The organism is Psychrobacillus sp. NPDC096623 (assembly GCF_044762655.1).
Taxonomy (GTDB): domain Bacteria; phylum Bacillota; class Bacilli; order Bacillales_A; family Planococcaceae; genus Psychrobacillus.
This window is the reverse complement of the sequence record NZ_JBIWER010000004.1, coordinates 106,789-119,186: the sequence shown is the minus strand read 5'-3', so window position 1 is coordinate 119,186 and position 12,398 is coordinate 106,789. Positions and strand designations below refer to the sequence as shown.

General features: G+C 37.7%; 11 protein-coding genes. 7 read left to right on the top strand and 4 right to left on the bottom strand.

Annotated features, from left to right (window positions below; all coding sequences use genetic code 11):
* Complete coding sequence (locus tag ACIQX2_RS12685; RefSeq protein ID WP_402850841.1) at positions 1-381, top strand: YobA family protein; 381 nt, start codon at positions 1-3, stop codon at positions 379-381.
* Positions 382-503: 122 nt separating this feature from the next.
* Entirely contained in the window at positions 504-1,676 is a 1,173-nt protein-coding gene (locus ACIQX2_RS12680) for an MFS transporter (protein ID WP_402850838.1), read from the top strand.
* A gap of 51 nt (positions 1,677-1,727) precedes the next feature.
* On the opposite strand, the gene ade is transcribed toward ACIQX2_RS12680, so the two are convergent.
* Positions 1,728-3,479 carry an adenine deaminase gene (gene ade / locus ACIQX2_RS12675; protein WP_402850835.1) on the bottom strand — a complete coding sequence of 584 codons (1,752 nt, stop codon included), beginning with the start codon at positions 3,477-3,479 and terminating at the stop codon, positions 1,728-1,730.
* Positions 3,480-3,579: 100 nt separating this feature from the next.
* Here ade and ACIQX2_RS12670 point away from each other — a divergent pair, with 100 nt between their 5' ends.
* Positions 3,580-4,608 (top strand): beta-carotene 15,15'-monooxygenase, encoded by a 1,029-nt coding sequence (locus tag ACIQX2_RS12670; protein ID WP_402850832.1) that lies wholly within the window; start codon positions 3,580-3,582, stop codon positions 4,606-4,608.
* Between the two features lie 70 nt (positions 4,609-4,678).
* Positions 4,679-5,284: an alpha/beta hydrolase gene (locus ACIQX2_RS12665; protein WP_402850829.1), complete on the top strand. Its 606-nt coding sequence runs from the start codon at positions 4,679-4,681 to the stop codon at positions 5,282-5,284.
* Positions 5,285-5,323: 39 nt separating this feature from the next.
* On the opposite strand, the gene ACIQX2_RS12660 is transcribed toward ACIQX2_RS12665, so the two are convergent.
* Positions 5,324-7,453 carry an MMPL family transporter gene (locus ACIQX2_RS12660; RefSeq protein ID WP_402850827.1) on the bottom strand — a complete coding sequence of 710 codons (2,130 nt, stop codon included), beginning with the start codon at positions 7,451-7,453 and terminating at the stop codon, positions 5,324-5,326.
* A gap of 105 nt (positions 7,454-7,558) precedes the next feature.
* On the opposite strand from ACIQX2_RS12660, the gene ACIQX2_RS12655 reads away from it, so the two are divergent.
* The gene (locus ACIQX2_RS12655; RefSeq protein WP_402850824.1) at positions 7,559-8,191 is read left to right on the top strand and encodes a pentapeptide repeat-containing protein; all 633 of its coding nucleotides are present in this window, start codon (positions 7,559-7,561) and stop codon (positions 8,189-8,191) included.
* A 147-nt stretch (positions 8,192-8,338) separates the two neighbouring features.
* Here the strand turns inward: ACIQX2_RS12655 and ACIQX2_RS12650 are convergent, their stop codons facing one another.
* On the bottom strand, positions 8,339-9,337 hold the full coding sequence (locus tag ACIQX2_RS12650) for an inorganic phosphate transporter (RefSeq protein WP_402850821.1): 999 nt from the start codon (positions 9,335-9,337) through the stop codon (positions 8,339-8,341).
* A gap of 12 nt (positions 9,338-9,349) precedes the next feature.
* Positions 9,350-9,970 (bottom strand): DUF47 domain-containing protein, encoded by a 621-nt coding sequence (locus ACIQX2_RS12645; protein ID WP_093061649.1) that lies wholly within the window; start codon positions 9,968-9,970, stop codon positions 9,350-9,352.
* A 301-nt stretch (positions 9,971-10,271) separates the two neighbouring features.
* On the opposite strand from ACIQX2_RS12645, the gene ACIQX2_RS12640 reads away from it, so the two are divergent.
* Positions 10,272-10,781 (top strand): NfeD family membrane protein, encoded by a 510-nt coding sequence (locus ACIQX2_RS12640; protein ID WP_402850819.1) that lies wholly within the window; start codon positions 10,272-10,274, stop codon positions 10,779-10,781.
* Positions 10,782-10,799: 18 nt separating this feature from the next.
* Positions 10,800-12,311, top strand: a complete 1,512-nt coding sequence (locus ACIQX2_RS12635) for a flotillin lipid rafts scaffold protein FloT (RefSeq protein ID WP_402850816.1) — start codon at positions 10,800-10,802, stop codon at positions 12,309-12,311.
* Positions 12,312-12,398: the final 87 nt, after the last annotated feature.

The following is a 12,398-nucleotide window of genomic DNA, read 5'->3' as shown; positions in this document are numbered from 1 at the left end:
ATGATGAAGGGTAAGTATACGGTAGGAATATTGATAGGTATTCTATTATTGGCGATCGGTGCTAGCTTTTATTTTATCATGCAATTTTTTGAAGATAATCCTACTCAGCCTCAGCAGCCAACTGGCTATAACGAGGGGATTATTGTCGATATAAAGGATGCTTCTATTTTAGTAATTGGTGGATTAACAGCTGATGAAGCAAAAAATATGTCGGTGGATGAAGCACTAGCAACTGAAAATGAAGCTGCTTGGTTTTCTTTGACTATGGATCAGCGTAATCGATTTAAGTTATATGATGAAGTGAAGGTTGGATACACTGCTCTCGATGAATCATATCCTGCTCAAGGAGCGGCTAGGACGATTGAAAAGTTAAATGAATAAGTAAACAAAAGCTATCTGTCACCAGTTCCAAGGGTGAAAGGTAGCTTTGTTGTTTACTTATATAGAGAAAGCATGTTAATCTATTCCTTATGTATTGATACTGTAGATGAAAGAGGTATAAGATGACGAAGGATCAACAAAAGAAATTATTTATATTAATGATTAATATGTTTATTGCTATAGGGAGTTTTGGTATTATTATTCCTATTTTACCTGCATATTTAAAATCCATTGATCAAGGTGGAATGGCAGCTGGTTTAATGATATCTATTTTTGCTGGAGCACAGCTAGTGATGTCTCCGATTGCCGGAAAATGGGCAGATAAATATGGACGAAGAATTATGATTATTGCTGGCCTCAGTGGACTTGCATTATCGATGTTTGTGTTTTATTTCTCCGATTCTATTGGTATCTTGTATGTTTCCCGTGTTATTGGTGGAGTCGGTGCAGCGTTATTAGTTCCCGCTATTTTTGCATATGTAGCAGATATTACATCCATGGATCAACGAGCAAAGGGAAATAGCTTAATATCTGCAGCCATGTCTTTAGGTATAGTGGTTGGACCGGGAATAGGTGGATTTTTAGCGGAATTTGGTTTAAAAATTCCACTGCTCGTTTCTGCGTTAGTTGGTGTCGTGGCTGTGGTCTTTTCTGCTCTTGTGTTAAAGGAAAGCAAGCCAGAAGGTGTGAGTGCACCAAATGTTAAATCTGAACCGATGGTGAAAGAAATTGCTCAATCGTTTAAAAAGCCATACTTCATCCCCCTCGTTATTACGTTAGTAATGAGCTTTGGGTTACTTGCCTATGAATCTGTTCTAGGACTTTTTGTTGATGATCAGTTTTCAGCAACCCCACAGGATATTGCATGGATGATTACTGGTACTGGAATCGTGAGTGTCCTTATTCAACTATTTGTTGTGGATAAAGTTGTGAGGCGTTTCGGCGAAACAAATGTATTAAGAATCTTTTTAGGTGTTGCAGCATTTGGATTTCTTCTTTCAATTCTAGTTTCGAACTATGCATTTTTCTTTGTTATTACGATGATTATCTTCCTTTCTACTTCAATTTTACGCCCAGTCTTGACAACATTAATATCAAAGTTAGCTGGAAACGAGCAAGGGTTTGCGATGGGTATGAACAACGCTTACATGAGTATAGGAAATGTTTTAGGACCATTACTTGCTGGTGTGTTATATGATGTGAATATCATTTATCCTTTTTTATTAGGGCTGGTTGTATTAGTAATAACTACGATTGGGTCTATTATTTGGAAAGGTGCAAAGAAAATAGCGTGAGAAAAGCTGTTCCTAAATGGAGCAGCTTTTTTGGTGTTTGGTTGGATAACTTCAATCCACTTGAATCGGGATATGTTTGAACTGGACGACATCGAAAAGCCCACTATCCGTTAACTTCAGTTCTGGAATTACCGGAAGACTGATAAAGGATAACGTTAAAAATAAGTGGAAATCCAAATCTGGGTGAAGTATATGGAGCGCTTCATGCAGTTTTTTTAATTCTAGTGCGGTTTCTTTAGCGGGACGATTTGTCATTAAACCCGCAATAGGTAAAGCGAGGGAGGCGAGTACCTTTCCTTCGTGGACGATAACGAATCCACCTTGAATCTCCTCTAATTCCTGGCTAGCTTTTAGCATATCCTCATCGTTCGTTCCTAAGACGATGAGATTATGTGAGTCATGGGCTATGGTAGTTGCGATGGCACCTTGCTTCAAACCGAAACCGTGAGCAATTCCAAGTCCTATCGTTCCGAGAGAGCGATGGCGTTCAATAACGGCAAGCTTAAGTAAATCCTGCTCAACACTTGTTGCGAATAGACCATTTTCAACTGGCACTTTCATTACTTTTTTCTTCGTAGTAATTTGGTTTGGCATAATCTCCATAACATTAGCCATTCCGTCATTGGTAAAAGGAATGGCAAAAGAATCCGTCGACAAATTAGGTAGGTTCACTGTATTAGTTAAATGAGTAGATGGTTCCTGTTTATTGTATTCTTTAATAAGCATTTCTTGATGCTGTGCTACTTTAACTCCATTTTTCCAAACGGCAATAGCTGTTAAATCCTCTAAGCTTTCAACTAGTAAGAAATCCGCTACAAAGCCTGGTGTAAGTGCTCCTTTATTGGTTAGTTGGTAACATTCAGCTGCGTTTAGTGTCGCTAACTGAATTGCTTGGAGAGGCTCCATGCCTTCTTTTATAGCTAACCGAACAGCGTGATTAATACTGCCTTCCTCGAGAAGTTCATCTAAATGTTTGTCATCTGTACAAAATAAAAATCGACGAGCGTTATAAGTGTTAACAACAGGTAGTAAATCCCGTACATTTTTTGCAGCTGAGCCTTCTCTCATCAAGACATACATTCCTTGAGAAACTCTGTCTAATGCCTCGTCAGCTGTAACGCATTCATGATCTGTTTGAATACCTGCTGCGCGGTATCCTCTAATTTGCTCGGAGTTAAGTCCAGAACCATGACCATCAATTATTACATTCGCATCCATGGCCATTTTGAGTTTGTCCATCATATTAGACTCAGCAGATAGGACAGCAGGGAAATCCATTACTTCCGCAAGCCCTAGAACTGCATCATTTTCAAGGAAAGGCTGCAAGTCACTTGCATGAAGAATGGCACCTGTGTGCTCCAAAGGTGTAGCTGGAACACTGGATGGAAGCATTACATGAATATCCATTTCGCAATTTGTTGCATCATCTAGCATAAATTGAATTCCTTCCGCTCCAGCTACATTTGCTATTTCATGCGGGTCAGTAATAACGGTTGTAATACCATGAGGGAGTAATATACGACTAAATTCAGCAGGAGTTACCATGGAAGACTCTATATGAATATGTCCGTCGATCAGTCCAGGTATAACATATTTTCCTTCAGCATCTTCCTCCTGCAATGCTTCATAATTTCCTGTAGCATCAATTGCAACAATCATGCCATCTGAAACGACTATGTCTGCTTTTATCCATCTCAGTGAAAATATATCCGCCACAGTAGCGTTTCGGAGGATAAAATCTGCGGATAGTTTTTGTTGAGAAACTAAAATTCGCTTTTCAAGTTGGTATTTTTCTATGTTCATACAATTGTGCTCCTTTTTTGAATAGTTCTACATATTATACTGGTGTTCTGTAAAAACAGAAAGTTATAATATAGGCAGGATATATAAAGGAGGGAATTTTATGGTTTATCGTAAAACCAAGTATGCAAATATAGCAATTACTTTATTATTCTTAGTTCTTTTATCCAATTTCCTAATATATCAATCCTCTGTACAGGACTTTTTGTCTCTGCAACTAAATACTGGTGCAGTAATGGGTTCACTAATCGATTTGGTTATTATCGTACCACTATTAATGTATGCGGCCTTTAAATTAACTATCAAGCAAACTATTGGAATAATTGTAGCGGGTCTAATTATAGCAAGGGTGCTCATACCAACCGAATTATTCGAACCATTCAACAGTGTACTTTATACTGGAATAGTTATTGAAGCTCTTTTAATAATTGCAGAAGTTTCTTTAATCTTTTTTGTCATTTGGAAAATACCTAGAATTCGCTTACATATGAAGGAAATGAATGAAGGAGCTTTATTCAGCCTGCTTCCTTCTGTTGAAAAGGTAGTGACCAAAAATATACTTATTCGAATTATGATGTCTGAATTTCTAATGATGTACTATGCATTTTTTACCTGGAGAAAGAAAGCTCCGTATCATGATGGTGTAATCACTATGCATAAAAAAACTAGTGCAATAGCCATCAATTTGATGCTGATTCATGCAATTCTCATTGAAACGATTGGCCTTCATTGGTGGTTGCATGATAAATCACTAGTATTATCTTTCATTCTACTAGTCTTAAATATATACACGGTGGTCTATATTATCGCAGAAATTCAAATTACAAGACTACATCCAATGGAAATTAAAAATGGAAAACTATATATTTCACAAGGTCTTTCGAATCGAATTATTGTTCCGCTTGAATTGATTAAGGAAGTGGAATGGGAGGGGGAAATTCCGAATAAAGATACAATGAAATTTGTTTATAAAGATTTTGAGTCTGTTGAACCCCAAGCGGTTATACACCTCAGTAGACCAGTTGAGGTAACACTGTTCATGGGTATGAAAAAAAGCATAACAGAGTTTGCTATTCGGGTTGATGAACCAGAGAAGCTAAAGTTTATTCTTTTAAGTGAAGAAGATCGCTAATCAGTTGACCTTAAAAAAAGCATTCTGTATAATTGCCTCAAATTCAAGGTAAATGAAAGGGAGTTATTACATGAACCATGTTTTTTATAAAGGCGAGGTCTCTTCTAAACCAACGTTATTATTGTTACACGGAACAGGTGGAAACGAGCATGATTTAGTAGGTCTCGGAAAAGAAATAGATGCAGCCGCTAATATTTTGAGTGTGCGTGGAAATGTTTTAGAAAATGGGATGCCGCGATTCTTCAAACGTTTAGCAGAAGGGGTTTTCGATCTAGAAGATTTACAGCTTAGAACGGAAGAATTGAAAAATTTCATCGATGAATCAGCAGTGAAGTATGAATTTGACCGTGATAATGTAGTTGCCATAGGTTACTCAAACGGTGCTAATATTGCTGGAAATCTTTTATTTGAATATGAAAATGTTCTAAAAGGAGCTATTTTACACCATCCGATGGTTCCTAGACGTGGCGTGGAATTACCGGAAATGCCAAAAACTCCTGTATTTATCGGAGCCGGTAAGAATGATCATATGTGTCCGGCAGCAGAATCTGAGGAGCTACAGGATTTACTCCAAGGAGCAGGAGCTGAAGTGGAGCTATATTGGCATGCATATGGTCATCAACTAACACAGGATGAAGTACAAGCTGCAAAACAATGGTATCAATCGAAGTTCTAGTAAAAAAGCCAAGCAGATCAAGGCTGCTTGGCTTTTATCTTAATGTAATTTTCTCGCTTTATAAGGTCCTTTTCTAAAAGGTAGCCACCAATTCCATTTGCCAAATAGCTTCATTAGACTTGGAACGAGTAATAACCTAATAATAGACGCATCAATCGCCACTGCTATTGCAATACCAACACCAATTTGCTTGACGGGCATTACGTCTGTAAATGCAAAGGCTCCTGTAATAACGATCATAATTAAGGCTGCAGAAGTAATAATTTTACTAGTCGAAGTTAACCCATCGACAGTTGCCAGTGTATTATTTTGATGCTTCAAATATTCCTCTTGTATACGGGAGATTAAAAATACCTCATAGTCCATACTTAAACCAAATACCAGACTAAACACGATAACAGGAATGATTAATGCAATCGTCGTTTCTTCTATTCCAAAATGTCCGTATTGGAATATATATACGAGAATTCCAAATGTGGAAGCTAGCCCAATGACGTTCATAATAATCGCTTTTAACGGGATTAAAATGGAGCGGAATGCAATCATTAAGATGATAAAGGTAGAACCTAAAATGATTGCTAATAGCCATCCTACTTTGTTGAATATTTCATCGAAAATTTCTTGGTTGAATTTAGGGTGACCGCCTAGCTTAAAGTCAACGCCTAAATCTTTTTCTGACCATTCTCTCACCCAGTTTTGTGCCTCTTCAGAAGATCCATTTAAATTTAGAGTCACTGGTACGAATAATTTATTGTCTTGAACAAATGTGTCAAACAAAGGAGTTAGCTGAGCATCAACCTCAGGCACCATTAGGCTTTGCTCCCACTGCTCTACAGTTGGAATTTCACTTGCTGTGAAAATCGTATCAACCGATTGAACATCCTTATCTGCAAGTAATTTATCCTCAATATTCTTTATGTCCTCTAACCCTAAACTATTATCCCAACCATCTGAACGCTCTGCGATCATATAAACGGTCGATTGTTCACCTAAGCCAAATTCTTCATCCATTAGATCATAGGCCTGCCTTGAATCGTAGCTTTCTGGTAGGGAGTCCACTTGCGGAATAGTCAATTCTATATTCTTTACTGGAATAATACCAATTCCTAATATTATTAATGCAACAAGTACTAACGTCACAGGACGCTTCATAACAAATGAAGCAAAATTGCGCCATCTAGTAGTAGCACCAGGTTTTACACGAATAAGAGTCCATTTATTGATACGTTCCTTTAACAGCATTAATAGAGCAGGAAGTAGTGTAATTGACGCTAATACCGCTATTGTAACGACAAGCATTCCACCAATTGCAATGTTTTGGAATATCTCTACCTGCATGACAAGCATTGCCCCTAAGCCAATAAATACACATATTGCAGAGAAAATGATTGATCGGCCGGCCGTTTGAATAGCGATATGTACAGCTTCCTCAATCGAATTTTTAGCTATTTCCTCTTTATAACGATTGATGAATAACAAGGCAAAATCGATACTTAGTGCCAATCCAAGCATTGGAATAATATTCATCACAAAAATTGATAAGTCCATCGTCTCGCTAAAAAGGGTCATTACGCCGAAAGCAGAAACTACTGTAACGATTCCTATAGCAAGTGGGATAAACGCTGCAACGACACTACCAAAAGCGAGAAGTAATACGATAATAGCTATCGGTAAGCCAATTGCCTCGGCGCTTGCTAAGTCTTTTTGGCTTGCACTATTTATGTCTTTATTGATAGCTGCACCACCAGTTAATGTAACGCCTTGCTCTCCATCTATTGCTCCTCGGATATCATCAACCGCACTTGTCATGTCAGCATCTGAATCGAAGTGAAGCATAGCATAAGCTACGTGGTCTTTATATAAAGAATCATCCTCTAAAGGTGATTGAATAGATTCTGCAATTTCCAGCCGTTCTATTTTTTGTAACGTTTCTTCGATGGTACTGTCGGATGTTTGATCAAATACGACGAATAGGGACTCTGCTGGAAAGTCGAATGTGTTCGTTAATTCTTCCATTACTTCTGTATGTTCTCCGTCAGTACTAAACCCGTCGCCTTCTAATAGACTGGGTAAACGAATAGCTAATACAGCTAAAACAACAAACAAAATGGACCAAATACTCAAAACCACCTTATAGTGACGAGTCACTATATTGGATAAGCCTTTCATGTAATTCCTCCTCAAATAAAACCTAGTACCATTGTAAAACAAAGTGATAGAAAGATACTAATATAATGATAGAATATGGGTAGTAATTCCATAGGGGGGATCGCATTGAATATAACCGCACCGAAAATAGCCAAATCATTGCAAGAGCTGGATGTACAAAAAGCACTATTAGAAGACTATTATGTTTCAGCAGGATTGGTTACTTCACTAGAGTTAGACGAGGAGCAAGAAGGTAAAATAATTTTTGATCAAATTCATTTTCAAGATATCTCCATGGAGGGTGTCCGTTTTCAACAAGTGGAGTTCGTTGACTGTATTTTTGAAAAATGTGATCTATCCAATGTCGATTTTGGAAATGCGGTATTCCATCGAGTAGAAATTCAGCGTTCCAAGCTTGTTGGAGCCAATATATCGGAAAGTCGGATGACCGAGGTGAAAGTAATTGATTCCCTCGCAAACTATGTCACGATGAGCTTGTCTAAATTGAAAAAAGTCGCTTTCACTAAAACCACTTTTAATCGTGCAGATTTTATTGAATCGACATTTGAGAAAGTGAGTTTTGAAGATTGCGAATTGAATGATGCGAATTTTACAGATACTTATTTAACCGGTATCGACTTAAGTTCAAATACGTATGAGCAACTTACCGTATCGTTAGATAAAATGCAAGACTGTACAGTTTCCCCAGAACAAGCAATTGGCTTTGCGAAATCTTTAGGAATAAAGATCAAGGAATAGAATTGGTTACTATAGGAGAAACACCTCAAAGTAATAGAAGATCACCGGAAAGTAATTAATAATCACCTGAATGCAACGGAAAATCACCTAAATTCACTAGTAAATAAGAAAAAGAACCCTTGTCCCAAGAGACGAGGGTTCTCTATATTAAAAGAATAAATTTAACACTTGGAAAATAACGCCAGCCATCACGGCGGAAATTGGTAAAGTGATAATCCAAGTTAAAACAATCTTCTTCGCAACTCCCCATTTAACACCCTTCACACGCTGTGCGGATCCAACTCCCATAATAGCAGAAGAAATAACATGTGTAGTAGAAACTGGCAAATGAATCGTAGTAGCACCGAAAATAATCATTGCAGAGGACAAGTCAGCTGCGGCTCCGTTAATAGGACGTATTTTCATGATTTTACCGCCAACGGTTTTAATAATTTTATAGCCACCAATAGAAGTACCAAGCCCCATTGCAGTAGCTGCAGCAATACGAACCCATAACTGAATTTCATCATTCGTTTGCCACTGCGCTGCGATTAGAGCCATTGTTATAATCCCCATCGCTTTTTGCGCATCATTCGTACCATGTGTAAAGGATTGTAGGGCTGCCGTACCGATTTGGAATATACGGAACCTCTTGTTTGTCCCATATAAACTCCCATGTTTAAATATAACCTTAAATAATGACATCATTAAGAAACCAACAGCAAGCGCTAAAAATGGTGAAATGATTAACGCTTGGATGATTTTAATGAAGCCTTCCCAGTTTAAAATCGCAAAGCCAGCAGCTGATACAGCCGCTCCGGCTATGGAACCGATTAACGTATGAGATGAGCTGGATGGTATACCAAAATACCAAGTTAGCAAGTTCCAAATAATAGCTGAGAGTAATGCAGCCAATATGATGAGAGAACCATTTTGTAGCGCAAAAGGATCGACAATATCTTTTGTAATCGTTTTAGCAACCCCTGTAAATGTTAGGGCACCGACAAAGTTCATAATTGCTGCCATTAGTACTGCAACTCTAGGTTTTAGTGCTCTAGTAGAAACGGATGTAGCAATGGCATTTGCCGTATCATGAAACCCATTGATAAAGTCAAATGCAAGAGCGAATATAACTACTAGAATAGTTAATATAAATATTGTATCCATAAGCGTATACTCCTACGCATTTCGCATGATAATTGTTTCTAACGTATTCGCTACGTTTTGGCAATAATCTGCGATTTCTTCGAGCTGTTCATAAATATCTTTAAATTGAATAATGCGAATCGGGTCTTTTTCGTTCAAAAATAATTGTTTGATCGATGAACGAAGCACTTCATCACATTTTCTTTCGTAGTCTTTAATAAGGATAGAATGTTCGTGCATCTTCAGAAGTTTTTTGCTTGCAAGTAACTCCATTGCCTTAACGATTTCATCTGTACTTTTCACAATATAACCTAAAAATGTGCGCATCGACTCATCAATTTCAATTAATGAAAACATTTCTAAATGGGCAGTGAAATTATCAATTCCGTCCAAAATATCATCCATACGAATCGCAAGCTCAAGGATATCTTCACGTTCAATCGGAGTCATAAAGGATTTGTTTAACATCACGATTAACTCATGTATTAAAGTATCTCCAGCTGTTTCGTAATTTTTTAAATGCACGCTGATCTCTTTTAAATCTGCAACAGTATTGATGCGAAAATCATCAGCGTAGTGAGCTCCATCACGAACGTTTTCGGCAATTTTTAATAGAGATACGAAAAATGGATCTGGTTTTTTTGAACTAATCATAAAAGCCTCCTGGACTTAATTAATGTGTTTACTTTTTCCTAAAATAGCATACCAAAAAATTTACTAAATCAACACAGTTTTTACGTTAGATTTTCAAAATTTACATTCCTGTAACATGAAAGGGCGAATTTGAATGAAATATCGGGTTTTTAGTCGGAAAACATCGTTTTTTGTCAGAATTTAATGAATTATATAGGAAGTGAAACGAATCTTTTTATTATTTTTATAAAAAAGGAAAAATATGAAACTTTCAGAAAGTATTACCGTATATATTATAAACACGAATAATTAGTTGAAAGGGGTGAGTGATATAGAGCAAGTATTTTTATATGGCTTAATTGGTATTGGATTAATCACTATTTTGTATGTGTTGTTTGCAGATGCAATTGATGGGATGGATGGTGGCATTTTCAATCCTACGACCATTCTTTCCTTTCTATTATTTATATGTGCATCTGGATTAATCTTATTAAAGCTAACCGATTGGGACGAAAAAATTATCATTGTTGCAGCACTTTTAATTTCCGGAATTTTAACGTTTCTCTTGTACTTTTTCATATTGGTTCCATTGGCATCTGCAGAGGTTTCCACAGCCTACACAAACGAATCTTTACAAGGTCAAATTGGCAGAGTCATCGTTCCAATACCATCAGATGGGTTTGGAGAAATAGTAATTGAGACAGTAAATGGGGTAATTTCTAAAAGAGCAGCGGGCTATGACAAAGAGGAAATTGAGTACGATAAACAAGTGCTCATCATTGACTTTGATAATGGAACTTTTTTAGTGAAGGAATACGTACCATTAGTATAGAAAATAGGGGGAATAAGAATGGAAATGTTGGTCGTTATTGGGATAGTAGTGTTTGTGCTAGTTGTCATATTGGCAGTGTTTATAACGAAGTATCGTACAGTTGGTCCAGATGAGGCATTAATTGTAACAGGAAGCTATTTAGGCTCTAAAAATGTACATACGGACGAATCAGGCAATCGCATTAAAATTATTCGTGGTGGAGGTACATTTATCTTTCCGGTATTCCAGCAAGCGGAGCCACTTAGTCTACTTTCTAGTAAATTAGAAGTTACTACACCTGAGGTATACACGGAACAGGGTGTTCCAGTAATGGCTGATGGAACTGCGATTTTCAAAATTGGCGGTTCTATTTCAGAAATCGCTACAGCAGCCGAACAGTTTTTAGGGAAATCAAAGGCGGATCGCGAAAACGAAGCGAAGGAAGTACTAGAAGGTCATCTACGTTCTATCTTAGGCTCAATGACCGTCGAGGAAATTTACAAAAATCGAGACAAATTCTCGCAGGAAGTACAGCGCGTGGCATCTCAGGACCTAGCGAAAATGGGATTAGTAATTGTATCTTTTACTATTAAAGATGTCCGAGATAAAAATGGCTATTTGGACTCACTAGGAAAGCCTAGAATTGCGCAGGTTAAACGTGATGCGGATATAGCTACAGCGGAGGCAGAAAAAGAAACACGTATCAAACGTGCAGAAGCTTCTAAGGATGCACAGAAAGCTGAAATCGAAAGAGCTACAGAAATTGCGGAAGCGGAAAAGGATAACCAGCTGAAGGTAGCTGAATATCGTCGTGAGCAAGATATTGCCAAAGCTCGTGCCGACCAAGCGTATGAACTAGAAACTGCAAGGTCGAAGCAAGAAGTAACTGAACAAGAAATGCAAATCCAAATTATTGAGCGCCAAAAACAAATAGAGCTGGAAGAAAAAGAGATTCTACGTCGCGAGAAGCAATATGACTCTGAAGTGAAGAAAAAAGCCGATGCAGATCGTTATGCTATTGAACAAAATGCAGAAGCTTCCAAGTCACGTGAAATAGCCGAGGCAGATGCGGAGAAGTACCGAATTGAAGCTAAAGCAAAAGCTGATGCAGAGAAGGTTCGCCTAGATGGTCAAGCAAAAGCAGATTCACAACGGGCACAAGGAGAATCAGAGGCGGATGTAATTCGATTGAAAGGTCTTGCAGAGGCAGAAGCCAAACGTAAGATAGCGGAAGCTTTTGAAATGTATGGCCAAGCGGCTGTTCTTGACATGATTGTTCATATGCTTCCAGAATACGCTAAACAAATTGCAAGCCCACTTTCCAATATCGATAAAATTACGGTGGTCGACACTGGTGGAGGAGAAGGGGGAGGGGCTAACAAAGTAACCTCTTACGCAACGAACTTGATGTCTACTCTTCAGGAGACGCTTAAAGCATCCTCAGGCATCGATGTAAAGGAAATGCTTGAAAGCTATGCTGGTAAAGGGAATATTCGCCCAAGTATAGAGCGATTAACAGAAGAAATAAAAATGGTAAATGAAACTCCATAACGTTTTAGTTAAAAAAACCTATGAAAATGTTCATAGGTTCTTTTAATTGTGTTTCATTTAAGTTGATTGAATTGTATAATAAAAGCA